The organism is Helicobacter mustelae, from assembly GCF_900476215.1.
Taxonomy (GTDB): domain Bacteria; phylum Campylobacterota; class Campylobacteria; order Campylobacterales; family Helicobacteraceae; genus Helicobacter_H; species Helicobacter_H mustelae.
In genome coordinates, this window is record NZ_LS483446.1 from 1432976 (window position 1) to 1450365 (window position 17390).

At 42.5% G+C, this 17390-nt stretch carries 18 protein-coding genes; 11 read left to right on the forward strand and 7 right to left on the reverse strand.

Features of this window, described 5'->3' with window-relative positions:
• Positions 1-215 precede the first annotated feature (215 nt).
• Entirely contained in the window at positions 216-788 is a 573-nt protein-coding gene (locus tag DQN48_RS06935; RefSeq protein ID WP_013023640.1) for a DUF417 family protein, read from the reverse strand.
• 478 nt (positions 789-1266) lie between these two features.
• Positions 1267-2103: a sulfite exporter TauE/SafE family protein gene (locus DQN48_RS06940; protein WP_013023641.1), complete on the reverse strand. Its 837-nt coding sequence runs from the start codon at positions 2101-2103 to the stop codon at positions 1267-1269.
• A gap of 172 nt (positions 2104-2275) precedes the next feature.
• Between DQN48_RS06940 and thiF the strand changes: the two genes are divergently transcribed.
• Complete coding sequence (gene thiF, locus DQN48_RS06945; protein ID WP_013023642.1) at positions 2276-3070, forward strand: thiamine biosynthesis protein ThiF; 795 nt, start codon at positions 2276-2278, stop codon at positions 3068-3070.
• Positions 3071-3100: 30 nt separating this feature from the next.
• Here thiF and DQN48_RS06950 read toward each other — a convergent pair whose 3' ends face one another.
• The 5 genes from DQN48_RS06950 to DQN48_RS06970 are packed head-to-tail and all read right to left on the reverse strand — an operon-like array spanning position 3101 to position 8472.
• On the reverse strand, positions 3101-4324 hold the full coding sequence (locus tag DQN48_RS06950; protein WP_013023643.1) for a molybdopterin molybdotransferase MoeA: 1224 nt from the start codon (positions 4322-4324) through the stop codon (positions 3101-3103).
• Between the two features lie 9 nt (positions 4325-4333).
• Positions 4334-5098: a flagellar biosynthetic protein FliR gene (gene fliR / locus DQN48_RS06955; RefSeq protein ID WP_013023644.1), complete on the reverse strand. Its 765-nt coding sequence runs from the start codon at positions 5096-5098 to the stop codon at positions 4334-4336.
• Positions 5098-6291, reverse strand: coding sequence for an HD domain-containing protein (locus DQN48_RS06960; protein ID WP_013023645.1), 1194 nt, complete (start codon positions 6289-6291; stop codon positions 5098-5100). The genes fliR and DQN48_RS06960 overlap by 1 nt, the downstream gene beginning before the upstream one ends.
• A gap of 59 nt (positions 6292-6350) precedes the next feature.
• Positions 6351-7919: a ribonuclease Y gene (gene rny, locus DQN48_RS06965; RefSeq protein ID WP_111713515.1), complete on the reverse strand. Its 1569-nt coding sequence runs from the start codon at positions 7917-7919 to the stop codon at positions 6351-6353.
• Positions 7828-8472: a 5-formyltetrahydrofolate cyclo-ligase gene (locus DQN48_RS06970; protein WP_111713516.1), complete on the reverse strand. Its 645-nt coding sequence runs from the start codon at positions 8470-8472 to the stop codon at positions 7828-7830. Before DQN48_RS06970 ends, rny begins: the two co-directional genes overlap by 92 nt.
• Before the next feature lie 146 nt (positions 8473-8618).
• On the opposite strand from DQN48_RS06970, the gene DQN48_RS06975 reads away from it, so the two are divergent.
• The 10 genes from DQN48_RS06975 (at position 8619) to DQN48_RS07020 (ending at position 17390) form a co-directional block, all read left to right on the forward strand.
• Positions 8619-9329, forward strand: coding sequence for a TlpA family protein disulfide reductase (locus DQN48_RS06975; protein WP_013023648.1), 711 nt, complete (start codon positions 8619-8621; stop codon positions 9327-9329).
• 12 nt (positions 9330-9341) lie between these two features.
• A complete protein-coding gene (gene ftsY / locus DQN48_RS06980) occupies positions 9342-10220 on the forward strand; it encodes a signal recognition particle-docking protein FtsY (RefSeq protein WP_013023649.1) in 879 nt (292 codons plus the stop codon).
• Positions 10220-11563, forward strand: coding sequence for a DNA repair protein RadA (gene radA / locus DQN48_RS06985; protein ID WP_013023650.1), 1344 nt, complete (start codon positions 10220-10222; stop codon positions 11561-11563). The genes ftsY and radA overlap by 1 nt, the downstream gene beginning before the upstream one ends.
• Positions 11564-11623: 60 nt before the next feature.
• Complete coding sequence (locus tag DQN48_RS06990) at positions 11624-12043, forward strand: universal stress protein (protein ID WP_013023651.1); 420 nt, start codon at positions 11624-11626, stop codon at positions 12041-12043.
• Positions 12040-13347, forward strand: coding sequence for a DNA recombination protein RmuC (gene rmuC, locus DQN48_RS06995; protein WP_231843987.1), 1308 nt, complete (start codon positions 12040-12042; stop codon positions 13345-13347). Before DQN48_RS06990 ends, rmuC begins: the two co-directional genes overlap by 4 nt.
• 11 nt (positions 13348-13358) lie before the next feature.
• Complete coding sequence (locus tag DQN48_RS07000; RefSeq protein ID WP_013023653.1) at positions 13359-14045, forward strand: di-trans,poly-cis-decaprenylcistransferase; 687 nt, start codon at positions 13359-13361, stop codon at positions 14043-14045.
• Positions 14046-14089: 44 nt separating this feature from the next.
• Positions 14090-14311, forward strand: a complete 222-nt coding sequence (locus DQN48_RS07005; RefSeq protein WP_013023654.1) for a hypothetical protein — start codon at positions 14090-14092, stop codon at positions 14309-14311.
• On the forward strand, positions 14304-14543 hold the full coding sequence (locus DQN48_RS07010) for a hypothetical protein (RefSeq protein WP_013023655.1): 240 nt from the start codon (positions 14304-14306) through the stop codon (positions 14541-14543). The genes DQN48_RS07005 and DQN48_RS07010 overlap by 8 nt, the downstream gene beginning before the upstream one ends.
• Complete coding sequence (priA, locus tag DQN48_RS07015) at positions 14509-16572, forward strand: replication restart helicase PriA (RefSeq protein WP_013023656.1); 2064 nt, start codon at positions 14509-14511, stop codon at positions 16570-16572. The genes DQN48_RS07010 and priA overlap by 35 nt, the downstream gene beginning before the upstream one ends.
• A gap of 110 nt (positions 16573-16682) precedes the next feature.
• Positions 16683-17390 carry a triose-phosphate isomerase gene (locus DQN48_RS07020; RefSeq protein ID WP_013023657.1) on the forward strand — a complete coding sequence of 236 codons (708 nt, stop codon included), beginning with the start codon at positions 16683-16685 and terminating at the stop codon, positions 17388-17390.

Sequence of the window (17390 nt, forward strand, 5' to 3'; positions counted from 1 at the left end):
TCCCCCCTCCCTATGCTTTGGGAGTTAGAGCACGGACCTTTCAATCACGCCTTGGCAAATCCAGGAATTTCACAGCAAGAATTTTTTATAAGAGATGAAATTACTTTTATAAAATGGGTAAGCTAATTTTTGACAAAAACAACAAGCCAGCAAAGCATGTTTATCTACCTAGAGGCACGGGGGGAGATTCCCTGCACCCAAGTGCAAAAACAAACTTAACTAATATTGTTTGATTTTTTAAGTATTCTTTCTGAACAACTGCTTACAACAACCAAAGCGCATGCCATAATTGCAACATCTTTGATTACCAATCGGCCTGCTCCAGACAAATAGGGGAAGCCATGATTCATTCCGCAAAGATTAGCCACCCATACCTCTGGTGTTGTTATCAAAAAAGATAAAGTAATACAAGTCATCAAAAATACAAGTATCCCCCCTATTACACCCAAAATAGGATAGATGAGTCCAAATAACACCATTGTTCCATAAAGAATAATCAATATGCCAAGCCCATAGGATACAAGATATGTCCTATTTTTATCATTCCATTGATGCTTTTGCTCATCATATGTACCTTCAGGAATCTTATTGGACTTATAATTACCCGGATCTTTGTAAAAGAAACTAGACAAAGGCGAGTTTGCAACAAAGGGAACAATTCCTTCTGCTTCATAATTAAAAAACTTTAATCCACCAATCCAGATGAAAATAAGAAAAATAGCAAGATGAGAAATAACTACAGCAACATGCTTAAGTTGTGATAAGCCCCTTAAAGCAGTGATATACATGATAAAAAATCCTTTTTGATAAATATTTGGAGTTGGTAATATTAAGCCAATTAAAGCAATGAATAGTAAATACTCTTTGGCACCGCAGCTAGCAATAGATCGCTATGCCAAAAACATTTATGATCACGCAAAGGAGGCTTATTTGCATGCACGCAAGGATTCTCCTGAGAGTTTGGTTCTGCCAAGGGAGCAAGGCCAAAAAATTCCATCAATGAAAATTTCAATGCCTAATACGCATAAGCCAATAAGCTTAGTCAAAATAAGGACACAAAATAGAACAATTTGCAAGCTTAGTAGTTGAGCTCTTAATTGCCATCATGCTTGCAAGAAGCGGGATGGGCAGAATGCATCTACAAATCTACAACTAGGAGTAACAAAACCTTGTGCAAGGGCAACTAAGTGCAAGGGCAACCAAACCCCTCCAGAAACTCACTACTCTGTGCGCAAAAAGCTCCCTAAATATCAAGAGCTTGTCAGATTACAGCATAGTAATAAGTTTATGCAAAGTGGCCAAAATACTTAGAGCATAAATCAAAAGCAGCAAAATCTTATGCACCCTCTCGCTTGCTAGGGCGATGAGCTTAATCCCAATACCCACACCCAAAAATGCACCAACACCCGTAATGAGTCCTGCTTGGATGGCAGTGTTATCAAGCACGCCCCCATGATAAAGCGAGACCACACCAGACAAAGAAGCAAACACCACAAAAAACAAGCCCAGCGGAACGATTTTCTTGGAATCATATTTCAGAAAAAAGCCCAGAAATGGCACCATCAAAATCCCTCCGCCCATGCCAAGGGGGATGGAAAAAATCCCTGTAATTAGCCCTGCGAAGAATAAAATCGCATGCGTCCTATCGATGGAAGAGGAAATAAACCCGTGGCAAGGCTTGGGGCCTTCTTCTTTGTGCATGGAAAAATGCGCCTCCTCAAAATGCTGCTTTTTGGAGTTACTAAAGGCATATTTAAAAAAGCTATAGCACACCACGATGACAAACACGCTCATCAAGATTTTATCATCAATGAATTTAAGCAAAAAGCTCCCTAAAAATGCACCCATTAGCCCACCAAATGCCGCGAAAAAACCCTCTTTGAGACTCAAGAGGCCCTTGGAATAATTGATGATGGATCCTACTAGAGAGGAAAAAAGCATCTGAATGAGAGAAATCCCCACCGCATGGCTATAGCTAAAATGTGCAAAAATCGCGCTGGGGACTACGATCTCCCCACCCCCTATGCCAAAAAACCCCGCTGTGATACCGGTAAAAAGCCCCACGAGAGACAAAAAAATCGCATTGGATTCCTCAACTAACATAAAAACTCCTCTAAATTCGCACATACTAACCTGTTGGAGTGAATGCTTGACCAATTTTTGCGCAAAGCTCCATGCAAAAAAATAAGGCTCTCATTCTGCCATTTCCCAGTAGCTAGCTTTTGGCAAAATAAGAAAATTTTCTGTATCATAAAAATTTACAAAAAGGAACGGGATGAGAATCAAATTTAATGGCCAGCCCCTAAGCACCACATGTCAAAATAGCGCAGAGTTTTTCCATCAACACTCCAAAGATCCCAGCGATGTGTGGATTATCAATGGTTTTGCTACAAAGCAATCCCAACAACTCCACGAAAACGATGAGCTTTTTTGCATTCCCAAGGGAAAAATTCCTCAAAAAGAAGCGCTAGATGCGATGATGCGCGCACGCCACACCCCACACTTGCATGACAAGCTCAAACGTGCCAGTGTGGCTATTTGTGGACTCGGAGGGCTGGGATCGCATATTGCCATCATGCTTGCAAGAAGCGGGGTAGGGAAGGTGCATCTCATTGATTTTGACATCATTGAACCTAGCAACCTCAATCGCCAATCTTACATGATAGAGGATCTTGGGAAGCTTAAAACCAAGGCGTTGCAAGAACAGATCAAAAAAATCAATCCCTTCATCTCCACACAAATCCACACCCTACGCATCACAGAGGACAATATCCCAGAATTATTCCCAGGGGATGATATTGTTTGTGAGGCATTTGATAGCATAGAAGCCAAGGCGATGCTAATGCAAAATTTTCACCGTCACTTTCCCCAAAAGATTTTAATTTGTGGAAGCGGACTAGCTGGCTATGGGGAATCTAATAGCATCAAAACACACAAAATCACCAAAAATCTCTATGTTTGTGGCGATCTCACAAGCGAGGCACAAATAGGCAGAGGACTCATGTCCCCACGTGTAAACATCTGTGCGGGGCATCAAGCCAATCTTGTCTTAGAGCTTTTGGCAAAATAAAAAAGCAGGATTTTTCAAAACCCCAATCACCTAATTAACAAACCCCTGATTCTCTTCATCAAACTCCATGATGTATTGCAATACTCCCACCTTTTGTCCCGCCTGCAAATACTCTGTTGTGTGATCGATAAGGACAAGGCTATTACAAGCCCCAAAAGTGCTGATTGCATTAGGACTGTATTTGCCTTGTTGATAAGGAGTAAAAACCCCCTCTCTTAGATCTCCTAAAATCATATGCGCTCGCTTTCCCTTGAGATACAAATCCTCTTTTAGCGTTGCAATAATGGGCTTAGGGTAATAAGTCCGTGCTCCACTGAGATAAAAAATCGTTGGCACCAAGAGTGCGAGTAAATTTAAGATTCCACTTAATGGATTGCCAGGCAGGCAAAAAATATAGCAGTTCTTTAGCCTTGCAACCATCAATGGTTTTCCAGGCTTAATATTAAGTTTGTGATAAAAAATTTCTGCGTGATTTTTTTGCAAGATTTTTTCAAAAAAATCCGCATCCCCCACGCTTGCGCCACCGCTTGTAATTAAAATATCATGCCCTTCTACCGCGGATAATAGCCTTGATTCTAATCTCAAAAAATCATCGGGTAAAATCCCAAGATATTGGGCTTGTAAATCATAATTTTCCAGCAATGCGCAGATGCTAGGAGCATTGATATTATAAATTTGATGCCCTCTTGCATTTTCCCCGACCTCCAAGATCTCATTCCCACTAGAAAAAACACCAATCCTGCAGCATTCTCTTACTTCGAGCTCTGCATACCCCTGCGAAGCAAGCAAACCGATTTTGCCAAAATCCAGGCGTTCGCCTCTTTTTGCAATCAAAGCACCCGCTTGCTTCTCTTCCCCTTTTTTGCGAATGTTGCTGTTTTTAGCCAAGGGCCTAGGCACAGTCAATTTCTCCCCCTCCAAAACCGCCTGCTCAATTGGCACAACCACATCTGCACCTTGGGGAATCATCGCCCCAGTCATCACAGCAATAGCTTCTTTGGGTTCTAAAATCCTATCTGAAGCATCATCGCCTGCAAAAATTCTTCGCCTGCAAAAAAGAGTTTCTCCTTGTTCTGTGCTTTTTAATGCATAACCATCCATCGCGGAATTATCAAATAAAGGCAGGGGGCGGGTGATAAAATAATCGCGTGCGAGCAAACGACCTTGGGCCTTATAAATAGCACATATTTTAGATTTGAGTGCAAGCCTGGGCAGAGAAAAGTTGATTTTTATTGCATCTTGAAGTTCTAGCATCTTATACTCCTAAAAGATTTTTTGCAGCATCATAAAGCCATTTTTAAGATGCGTGGAAAAAACATTCATGATGGATGGAATAATCACGATGATGGCAATAAATGCCAGCGCGATCTTTACAGGAAAGCCAATGGCAAGGAGATTGAATTGAGGATGAGTCTTCATAATCATTCCAAACACAATATCACTGAGCAAAATGAGTCCCAAAATGGGAAAGGCCATCGCAAAACCTACACTAAAAAGCAAAGAAAAATCATAGATAATGGTCTCTAAAATATTTTGCTTGGTGACAAAATGCCCCAAAGGGATCTGCTCCAAACTCTGAGCCACAAAAGAAAAAATCACATGATGAAAATCACTCTGCAAGGCAATAAGCATGGCTAACATCATCAAAACCTGTCCAACGATGGGTTTTTGCGATCCTGTGGCAGGATCATAGGCACTTGCCATGGTAAGCCCCATCGAAAAACTAATGCTATCTCCAGCAAAAGCAAGGGTGGAAAAAATGATCTGCAAAACAAGTGAGGCTAAAAATCCAAATAATAGCTCTAGGCTTCCTGCTATAAGAAAACTCACCGTATCTAACTGCAGGGGAGTATGGGGCAAAATGGGAAAAAACACTAGGCACATGAAAAATGCCAATGCCCCACGCAGGGAAACAGGAATGAGTCCAGAATCAAAAAAAGGGAAAAATGCGAAAATCCCTCCAAAGCGCAGAAGCAAAAGCAAAAAAGCCTCTGTATTGTTTTGGGTGAGGAGTGAGAGAAATTCCATCAGACAAAATCCCTAAAAATCTTTCCTATGTCTACATCTTGGATGACCTTGCTCCCACATCTCTCTAAAATTTTCTGTGCGCCATCGATGAGATCATGAGAGGAGATCCCATGGGCAATAGAGATTTTTGCCTCTAAAAATGCTCCCAATAAATCACAAACTTTTAAAAATTCTCCAAAAATAGGCTGAAATTCCTCTTTGTTGTAGGAGCTTAGCAATTCTTCCCCGCTTGCATGATTCACAAAACATTCAATTTTATAACGATTGCTAAATTCATTCTGTGTGAAATACTTGATGTCTTCTGCGATATTTTCTGGCACGATGGAGAGGATTTTTTGCTCCACAGCCTTTTGTTCCAGCTCTTTTATCTGATGATCTAGCCCGCGCACACTTTGCTTAATGGGAGAGATAATATCACGAGTTAAAATCTCTGGAAGATCATGAAATAAGCCACAAAGAAAATGATTGATGCGCATTTGCTTGCAAGCACCAATATCATAACTCAAAAGATATCCACTCAGTGCTACAATGAGCGTATGTCCTAGCACACTTGTAGCAGGCACCCTTGGAGTTTGGCTCCAACGCTTCTGGAATCTCAACTGCCCAAACATTGTAATGAGCTCTTGCAGATTTTTAAACAGAGCCACTTTTTGCACACTGCTTAAATGATAAAAACCCTCCACTTCCTTGTCAATAGTGCTTTTGATATTTTGCACATCATACATGTAGGGGTTGAAATGATAGATGATGTCAAACTCCCATTTGGAGGCATAAAAATGCGCAGCTTTGAGAATCTGTGTCTCCAAGACATCTGGGGGATTTTTGAGATAATGCCCCATCATCTCAAAAAAGGGATACTCACAAAGCTCAGACTCTAGCTCCTGGATGACAAAATCACTCAATTCATTGCGGTAATTTTTTTGCAGGTCATAAAAAACAGGAGGCTTAATATCTGTGAGGACCACACGAGAAAAAAATTCAAAACAAAAATACAAGATAAGATTTTCCCAATCAATTTTCACCCCCCTCTCTTGCTCCTCTATACGTGCAAACAAATAGGCAATCACGAACTTATGAGCCTGCTTATCAAGCTCCACAAATTCAATGGGAGTGGCTTGATCATTCCACCTACGGATAGAAGCAGCGACAAAAATCTTGCGCAGCAATGGGGTTTTGAGTCTTGGATCTTTCATCTAGCACTTCTTTGGATTTTTTTGTATTTTGGATTTTTTAGAGGCGGTGTCATCTTCTTTCATCTTGCAAAATCCACAGATCGCGTCTCGCGGATCACATTGACTTTAATCTCGCCAGGATATTGGAGGGTGGATTCAATGTCTCTTGCAATCTCGCGCGCAAGCACCACTGCGCCCTCATCACTCAACAAATCTGCCCTAGCAATCACGCGGACCTCCCGACCCGCACTAATAGCATAAGCCTGCTTGACGCCAAATTTTTGTGCAGCAATCTTTTCAATATCCTGCATGCGGTTTAAGAAGTTTTCTAACACCTCTTTGCGCGCACCAGGACGCCCCGCACTAATAGCATCTGCTGCGCAAACAAGGGCAGATTCTATGCTTGTGGCCTCCTCATCACCATGATGAGAAAGAATGGCATTGATTACCACAGGATGCTCGTTATAACGCTTGCAAACATCAGCGCCTCGAGTTACATGATTGCCACTCTCTTGGGTGAAAACCTTGCCAATATCATGCAAGAGCCCCGCACGGCAAGCCAAATCTTCATCTGCACCGAGCTCTGCAGCCATAAGCCTTGCAAGCTTGGCCACCTCGATGGAATGCCCCAGGGCATTTTGGCCAAAGCTCGCGCGATATTTTAGCTTTCCAATGAGACGCTGGATTTCAGGATGGATATTATTGAGTCCCAAATCAATGACAACTTTTTGCCCCTCTTCTAATACAAGATTTTCCATTTCCTGCGAGACTTTTTTATAGATTTCTTCGATATTGGCAGGCTGGATTCTGCCATCTTGGATTAGCAGCTCCATGGTTCGCACTGCAATAGCACGACGATAAAGATTGAAATTACTCAAAATAACCATCCCAGGAGTATCATCAATAATCACATCCACTCCAGTAATCATTTCAAAAGTCTTGATATTCCGCCCTTCCTTGCCAATGATTTTGCCCTTGATTTCATCATTGGGCAAATGAACCACATTGATGAGTTTTTCTGTGGCAAATTCCCCAGCATAGCGACTAATAGCCTGGGCGATGATATAATTTGCACGCTTTTTTGCCTGCTCCATGGCTTCGCGCTCAGAGCGCTTGATGAAACGAGCCTGCTCAATAATAAGTTCTTTTTGAAGTTGGTCAAGAAGGATATGCTTGGCTTCCTCTTGTGTGAGCTGGGTGTAGGAGCTTAGGGTCTCAAGCATTGCTTTAGAGTATTCCTCACAATCCTTGATGAGTTTTTTGTATTCGACTTCTTGGTGCAAGAGCTTATTTTTGAGGTTAGCAAGTCGATCTTGTTCCTGCTCCAAAAACAATCTATCGCTTCGACTTTTTTGGGAAATCTGGTATTCCTTGTCTTTTAGACGGGAGAGCTTGTCTTCGTATTCTTTGATGATGGAAGAGGATTTTTCTTCAAACTGCTCTCTTAGCTCCATCTCCTGCTCCTTGAGCTTTAGATTTTGCTTCTGTAGCAAGGTGGTAGCCTCAAACTCAATGGCCTTGGCCTTGGCTCTGGCTTGATCGATGATGAAATCTCTATTAGAGTGGTAGAGCCTTTTTACGACAAAAAAAGTGATAATCCCCACAAATAGGCCTACGCCCAAAGAGCTGATAATCAGGTAACTTAACATTCTTTGCCTTTTTGATTTTATAGAAACTGGAAATAAAATAATCACCCTGGATATCAAAATCCTGCGTAATTATATCTTTTGAAAAATAGAATTTTTTGGCGATAAAAATAACTTTTGGCTTCTTTTTGAGGCTTGCAAAAAAGCGATCATACATCCCCTTTCCAAAGCCAACGCGCGCAAAGTTGCCATCCATGCCCAAAATGGGCACGACCATGGCATCAAGTTTGCAAGAAACCCTTCGCGTGTTGCATTCCAAGATTCCATAGGAATTCTTTTGCAAAGGGAGAGAAAATCTTACAACATCAAAGCTAATTTTTGCGATTTTGGGCAGGAAAACCTTAATGCCCCTTTGTTTTTTCAGCGCAAAGAGAGTGGGCCTTAGATCCACCTCGCTTCTCAAGGGATAATACAGCAGGATTTTTTTGGCCCCAAGATTTTTGAGCAAGGAGCAAATCTCTTGATTGATGGCAGTTTTTTGTGCATGATAGCCTAGCCTCTCACGTCGCAATCTTGCCCTGCACTCTGCTCGAAAATGCTTTTTTTTCTCCTGCATGCCTTGCCTTTGGTTTTTTGCCTGTGATGATTTTGCTAATAGCCCAAATATTTATGGTGCTCAAAGCCCCTTGCAAGCTTGCAAAAACTTGATTTTTGAAGCTTTTCATTGTTATAATTTTACAAATATTTGGCAAGAAGTAATTGATGAAAAAATGGCTTATAGCGACCCTGCTTTTTTCTCTATTCACGGGCTGCAATCCACACAAAAAAAATCTTAAAAAATACCAATTCCAGGACCTGGGGCAAAAAACCATCCAAATCCAAAGCGATTTTTTTCATCTCTCCTTGCGCTATGGCGGAGTGCAAAAACCAGAAACGCAGAAAAACTCACAAAAGAGTGCGAAAAACACACTTTTATTTGTGTTTGATTTGGATGATAAAAGCTATCAGGCCTATATTGATGTACTAGAAAATCTCCAAAAAGACTACAAAGATCTGCGTGTCATTGGGGTATTGGACACGCATAAAGATCCTAAAATTCTGCAAAAATTTGCCCAGGATTATAAGATTCATTTCCCCATCCTCAATCCCATGGATGGAAAATCTCTGCGCGCGGATTTTTCAAAAATTCTCGCACAAAATGCAGAGCTAGAGGAGCAAAATTCCCAGGCTATAGACCCAAATCAAAATGCTCTGGCACAAAATTCCACCTCGCAACACTCTCTAGCAACACCAACTCAAAACACCCTCAAAAACACTGCACAAAACACGCAACAACATTCTGAGCAAAAAACACCCTACCCAATCCTGGGGCTACCCTTTCTCGTACTCTATGATAAAAATGGCCAGAAGGTCCAGTATTATGAGGGCAGCGTGGTGCAGGAGATGTTTATGCATGATCTAAATCACTTATAAAAAAGGAAAAAAATGTTTGATTTTTTTAAAAAAACCGCACAAAATATCAGCAATTTTTTGGGAGGTGGAGCCAAACAACAAATAGAAAAAGAGCTCCTAGAAGAGGTTTTGATCGAAGCAGATGTGGATTATGAGGTCATTGAACAGTTACTGCAGCACCTGCCTCAAAATATCACGAGGAATCAGCTAGAAGTGGGGCTAGATCGCTTTTTTCGCGGAGAGAGCTATTATGACAAAGTCTCCCTCAAAGACATCCCCACCAAGCCCCTTGTAGAGCTTATCATCGGAGTAAATGGCGCAGGCAAAACCACCACAATCGCAAAGCTTGCAAAACGCTATAAAGATTCTGGGAAAAAGGTATTGCTTGGTGCAGGGGATACCTTCCGCGCAGCTGCAATCGATCAACTAAAACTTTGGAGTGAAAAAATCAGTGTGGACATCATCAGCACACAATATGGAAGTGACCCCAGCGCACTAGCCTATGACACCATCAACGCAGGAAGTGCCAGAAAAATGGATCACATCATCATTGATACCGCAGGACGTCTGCACAATCAAACCAATCTCAAAAATGAATTGCTAAAAATCACTAGAGTCTGCTCCAAGGCTCTCAATAATGAGCCCTATCGCAAAATCCTGATACTAGATGGAACACAGGGGAGCTCTAGCATCAATCAAGCAAAAATTTTTCATGAAATGCTAAAGGTGGATGGGGTGATTCTCACCAAGCTTGATGGCACAAGCAAGGGCGGGGCGATTTTGAGCATCATTCATGCACTCAAACTCCCCATTATTGCTATTGGTGTGGGAGAGAGGGCTGAGGATCTGCTAGATTTTGACCAAAAAGATTTTATTAACAAATTGCTAGATTCTATTTTTGAGGTCAAATAGTGGCAAAAAAAATCACGCTCTTTGAATGTCAGCATTGTGGCGCTCAAAGCTCAAAATGGCTTGGTAAATGCAGCAATTGCGACTCCTGGGAGAGTTTTGTTGAACTCAAGGCTAGTGAAATTGAAAGCCTCAAAAACCCCTCTTTGCAAGGCAAAAAAAGCAGTGCTACTCCCATCACAGAGGTAGCCTATGAGAGTGTAGAGAAATTCACCTCCACACAAGAGGAGTTTGATATCGTGCTTGGCGGAGGGATCGTCAAAGGTGGGCTTTATCTCATCGGAGGCAGTCCAGGAGTGGGGAAATCCACGCTTTTGCTCAAGGTCTCTGGAGGGCTAGCCCAAATGGGAAAAAATGTGCTTTATGTGAGCGGAGAGGAGAGTGCTGGGCAAATTCGCATGCGCGCAGATCGCCTCTCTTGCGTGCATGAAAATCTTTTTTTGCTCAATGAAATTGAATTAAGCGCGATCAAAACCCAACTTGTGAGCAAAAAATATGAGATTTGCATCATTGATTCCATTCAGACGATTTTTTCCTCCCAGATCCTCTCTGCCCCTGGGTCTGTCTCACAGGTGCGAGAGATTACCTTTGAGCTCATGCGCCTTGCCAAAGAATATGAAATTGCCATTTTCATCATCGGGCATATCACCAAAGAGGGGAATATCGCAGGTCCCAGGGTGCTAGAGCATATGGTAGATTGCGTACTTTATTTTGAAGGCGATCCCAGCAGGGAATTGCGATTACTGCGGGGTTTTAAAAATCGCTTTGGTGCTACCAGTGATGTGGGGATTTTTGAGATGAAAAATGATGGATTAGTCAGCGCCAAAAATGCCTCTAGGCTCTTTTTTTCTGCCAAGAGCAAGGCCGCAGGAAGTGCCATCACCATCCTTCTTGAAGGCTCCAGGGCCCTGGTGCTAGAGATCCAAGCCCTTGTGAGTGAGAGTAGCTTTGCCACCCCCAAGCGCTCTGCTACTGGGTTTGATACCAATCGCTTGAATATGCTTTTGGCATTGCTAGAAAAAAAGCTAGAAATCCCACTCAATCGCTATGATGTCTTCATCAATGTCACTGGAGGCATCAAGATCACTGAGACAAGTGCGGATTTAGCAGTGATTGCAAGCATACTCTCTAGCTTCAAAAATCGCCCCCTCAATCATGATGTAGCATTCATTGGAGAAGTGAGTTTGATTGGCGACATTCGCGAGGTAAGCAATATGGACATGCGTCTCAAAGAAATGGAGAATTACGGATTCAAAAATGCAATTCTTGCCAAAAGACCCAAGACAAAAACAGCCATTAAATGCTTTGAAGTCGCAGAGGTGACCAAGATCTTGGATTGGATGTAAATACCTCTTAAGAATCGCAGGCTTTTGGGTAGAATATCAAAATCATCTCAAGGAGTCAGAATGAAAAACATACTTTTTGGAGTGCATGATACCGAGGAATGCAGACAGGCCATCAACACCATAGCAAGGCTCTTTGGAGATCAAAAAGAAAGTCTAGAAATCACGCTTTTGCATGTGATTCCTGAGACCATCATCCACACAGAAAGCGGCATTATTGATTATGAAATGATCGAGGAAAAAGAACAAGAAGAAGGCCAAAAAATCTTGCAAGAATTCGCGCATGCTTTTTATGAATTGGGCTTTTCCTGCAAAAAAATCCTAAAAAATGGAGATCCTATCGACAAGGTATTAGAGGCAGCACGCGATTATGAATTACTCATCATTGGGGCTAGCGAATCTTCCTTTCTGCATCGCATTTTCAACTCCCATCAAGACAGCTTTGTCAACGCATCTCCCATCTCAGTGCTCGTGGCAAAATGATGCCTTTGCTCATCGCCTTGGCAATCTCACTCCTTTTCCTTGTGGGGCTAGCTTTTTATGCCTATATGCTCAGATCTGCGCTCAATGCAAAGAGCGCACAAAATACCGCTCTAGAAAAAGAAAACACAAATCTACAAAACCAAAACCTAGAATGCAGAGAAAATTTCCACAAACTCAAGGAGCAAGTCAGTATTTTGCAAACACAACTTCAGGCAAAAGAAGAGAAAATTTTAGAGTTACAAAGCTCTTATGAATTGCGCACTCGCGAACAAAAAGAAGATTATCATGCCCAAATCACAGAATTAAGGGCCCAATACCAAAACAATATCACTACGCTCAAAGAGGAACTGCACAAAAATATCCAGGAGCAAAACCAAAGCCTGCTTGCCCAAAATAAAAATCTCATCAACGAGGATTCCAAAAAAATCCTTAGTGAAATCTTTGACCCACTCAAAGAAAGAATCAAATCCTATGAGAAGCGCCTGGGTGAGAATGAAGTAATCCTAGGCCAGCAAATCCGACAGGTCTTTGATTTTTCCAAAAATATCAGCGACAATGCAAACAATCTTGCCAACATCCTCAAGGGAGACAAAAAAATCCGTGGGAATTTTGGAGAAATCCAACTAAAAAATGTCCTTGAAAACAGCGGGCTAGTGAAAGGAGAGCAATACAAGCTCCAAGAATCCCTGAAATGGGAGAATGCACGCTATGTGCCTGATGCAATCATTTATCTAGAGCGAGATAAAAGCGTGATTGTGGATGCAAAATTCTCCCTGCCCAGCAATCTGGATTTTCAAAGACTTGATGATGGGGTGGGTGGTGAACTCTCTCAAAATCTGCGCGCACGCATTGATGAGCTTGCCAAAAAACCCTACAAACAACTCGGGGACTATAGCTTTGTTTTGTTATTCATCCCCTATCAAAATCTCTTGGACCTAGCACTAGACAAAGACCCCTCCCTCTATCAATATGCCTACAATCAAGAGGTCTATCTCACCACGCCCCACACGCTATTCATGGCATTAAAGACCATCAATCTCACCTGGCTTAATATCCGCCGCGATGAAAATATCTCCAAAGCCTTTGAGGAAATTGGGAAATTTTATGACAAATTCTGTGGCATCGTGCAAAATTTTGAAGAAATGAAGCGCCATCTAAACAGCTTGCAAAAATCAGCAGATGGTCTAGATAATAAGCTCATCTCTGGGAGCGGGAATCTCTCCACGCGCTTTGAACAGCTCAAAACCCTGGGCATCAAGACGCAAAAATCCCTAGCACAGCACAATAAAAGTCTGCTGTCATAAAGCCAGAAGCTATGAATTCTCTCTGTCATCTTGCAATCATCATGGATGGAAATGGACGCTGGGCTAAGGAGCGCAAAAAACCCCGCAAAGAAGGCCATAAAGCCGGCACCAATGTCGTGCGTGAGATCACAACCTGGTGTGCAAAAAATGCCATTACCTACCTCACCCTCTATGCATTCTCCACAGAAAACTGGAAACGCCCAAAAACAGAGGTGCGCTATCTCATGAAGCTTCTAGCCCAATATCTAGAAAAAGAAAAGCAAACCTACCTTGACCATGACATTTGCTTCAAGGCCATTGGAAACATCGAGGCATTTGACCTCTCGCTCAAAGAAAAAATCTATGAGCTCCAATCCCTCACACAAAACAACAAAAGCCTCACCCAAATCCTTGCGCTCAATTATGGAAGCAGAGATGAGATTACACGAGCACTCAAAGACCTCCTCCTCTCCCCGCCGCAAAATCTAGAAAATCTCGAAGAAGAATTGAATGCCAGGCTAGATACCCGCGGGATCCCTGATGTGGATTTGCTCATCCGCACAGGGGGAGAGCAGCGCATTAGCAATTTTTTGCTTTGGCAGATTAGCTATGCAGAACTCTTCTTCACGCCCACCTATTGGCCAGAATTTAGCACGCGCGAACTCGAGCAAATCATCGCTTCCTACCGCCAAAAAAATCGACGCTTTGGCGGACTCTAATTACACAATTTTGTTATAATCCCCCATCAAGACAAGGAAAGATCATGCTCCTCACTCAATTGGATGAAAAAATCCAAGAAATGCTCCAAGTGATCCAAAGCCAGCGCACAGAGATCCAAGGTCTGCGGCTCAAAATCTCCACTCTCACCACCCAGAATGAAGAAAAAGACCGCCAGATTTCTCAGCTCTATGAGCAGATCGCCCAAAAAGATTCCCAGCTCCAAAAGCTCGTCGATAAGGTCCAAAGCGTTTTGCAGAATGTATAAAAAAATTCACATACAAGTTGCAGAGAAATGCTTTGAGCTTGAGTTGCAAAATTTTGATGCCCCCACACAAAAAGAACTCATTGATTTTTTTGAAAACAAAACTATTACCATCGATCAAATCCTAAAAGCCTACATCAGCAAAATCCAAGAAAACCAACAAATGAGCCAAAAAATCTCCCAAATCTTAGAAAAAATCCATGCACTATTACCTAACTGCGTCTCTGAAATCTAGTGCTCCCTATCTCACCTACGCATCCCCCACTCCCTGCGAGGCTTTTGACATCATTCATATCCCCTTGCGCAAGCAAACAAGGCTTGGCATCATCATCTGCGAGGTAGAAAAACCAGAATTTCCCTGCAAAACCCTGCAAAAAAGTCCACTACATTTCACACCCATACAAAAAAAACTAGGCAAATTCATCGCGCAGTATTATTGCGCTAGCTATGGGGAGAGCTTTGGCATCCTCACCCCGCTGGATCCCACTACAGATGATTTTAGTGATATAAGAGATTTAAATAGCATAAGCAGAGCTGTGAGCGGGGATTTTGTGCAGGATTGTGGTGGATTTGATGACACAGAGGCTCAACACATGCCAAATCCCCCAGAAACTGCCAGCCAAATTTGCACCAACATGCCTCCCAAAGAAACTCCATGCCTATCCAAAAATAAGTCTGGGCTTGATGGCGCCACATCTGCTAGCACGCTAGAAGATCAGAGCCAGCCTAGGCTCCATGATCTCAATCCCAGACAAAAACTAGCACTGGATTTTTGTCAAAAAGATTGCTTGAGTCTGCTTTTTGGCGATACAGGCAGCGGAAAGACAGAGATTTTTTTTCACCTCATAGATGAAAAGCTAAAAGAGGGAAAAACTACGCTTTTACTCATGCCAGAGATCTCCCTCACTCCACAGATGGAGCGGAGATTGAAGGAGGCATTTGGAGAGATTTTTGTATTGTGGCATAGCAAGCTTGGCACCAAAAAGCGCAGGGAAAATCTAGGAAAAATCCAAAGCCAAAAGGCAAAAATCATTGCTGGTGCGCGCAGTGCGCTGTTTTTACCCCTGGTAAATCTTGGACAAATCATCGTGGATGAAGAGCATGATGATGCCTACAAATCCCAAAATAAACCCCTATACAATGCTAAGGATCTCTGCATCTTCTTGGCTAGCAAGGATTTAAGAATCATCCTCTCCTCTGCCACACCCTGCCCCTCAAGCTATCTCATCGCAAAAAATCGCTCCCGCATCTTTCGCCTCAAGGGCGGACATTTCCAGACAAAAAAAACATTCCTCTTTGACCCTAGCACCCAGATCCCAAGTCCCATGCTTTTAGAAGCGCTACAAAAAAATCTAGAGGCCAAAAAGCAAAGCATGATTTTCATCCCCACGCGCGCCAATTTCAAAACCCTGCTCTGCCAAACATGTGGAGAGAGCATCCTTTGTGAGCAATGCAGTGTGGCTATGAGCGTGCATCACAAAAAACAAGCCCTGCTCTGCCATTATTGTGGTTTTAGTAAGAGCATTCCACAATTTTGCCCTAGTTGTGGCGGGGCGGATTTCCTCTCGCAGAGAATTGGCAGCGCACAGCTAAAACTAGAGCTGCAAAATCATCTACCAAATGCGCGCATTGGCATCTTTGATAGGGATCATGCCAGTACAGATAGACAGATAAAATCCCTGCTCAAGGCCCTCAAAAAAGAAGAGATTGATATTTTGATTGGCACGCAGATGATTGCAAAGGGGCATGATTATCCCAAAGTGAGCCTGGCAGTGATTTTGGAGCTGGATTACATCCTAAAGAGTCCGGATTTTCGCTGCAATGAAAAGGCGCTAAATCTGCTTTATCAAGTCGCAGGAAGAAGTGGGAGGAAGAGTGATGGATGCGTAATTATCCAAACACTCAATGCCAATTTTTTCTCTGAATTTCTCCAGGATTATGAGGATTTTTTATTGCATGAGTTAGATTTACGAAAAAACCTCTACCCCCCTTTCAAAAAACTCGCACTCTTGCATTTCCAAGACAAAGAAGAGGGGAAGGTCTTGCAGAACTTGGGGAAGGTCTTGCAGAACTTGCAGGCTCACAGCACACAAGATTTCCAAATCATTGGCGCAGAAAAAAATCGCATCGAAAAAATCGCAAATGTTTATCGCCATCATATTTTACTGCGCATCCATCACCAAATCCCTACCTTGAGGCTTTTGCAACATCTCCAATCTCAGTATGATTTTTCCATCGATATAGATCCGCTAGATTTTTCCTAAAGCCTTTTTTTTAATTCATTCTCATTGCGCTTTATTGCACGATCGCATAAATCCAAAAGAGGGAATTTTTTTGTTTTTGCTACAATGCTTGGCAAAAAAAGAGGGATGACATGGGAAAGATTATTGCTGGGAATTTTAAAAGCAATTTGACAAAAAGCAAAATTGCAGAGTATTACAAGAAGCTCAATGCCAGCCTAGATGCAAAAGATTCTGTGTATGTCTTTGCACCATTTTTCGGATTAGAAGGAGTGGAGGAGCAGAGGTTTTTTATCGGGGCACAGAATGCCTATCCTGCAAAAAATGGGGCATTTACTGGTGAAATCACCCTAGAAGCCCTGCAAGATCTAAAAATCCATCACCTTCTCATCGGACATAGCGAACGCAGGAACATCCTCCAAGAAAGCCAGGAGTTTTGCGCACAAAAATTTGAATTTTTTAGGGCACAGGGTTTTCATATTTTTTATTGCATCGGAGAAAGCTTAGAGGTGCGCCAAGCAGGTGAGGATGCTATTAGACACTTTCTAAAAAGCCAATTTGAGGGAATTGATGTCAATTATGAAGGGCTCACCATTGCTTATGAGCCCATCTGGGCCATTGGCACAGGCGTAAGCGCTGATGCTAGGCAAATACAGAGCACTCATGAATTTATCAAAAAACTCTGCCCACGCCCCCTGCTCTATGGTGGAAGCGTGCGGGCTGAAAACATCACTCAAATCCTGCAAATCCCAAATGTCGATGGGGTGCTCATTGGCGGAGCTTCGCTGGATGTGGGCATTTTCTTGGAAATGATAAAATCGGCTCGAAATATCAAAGGATGA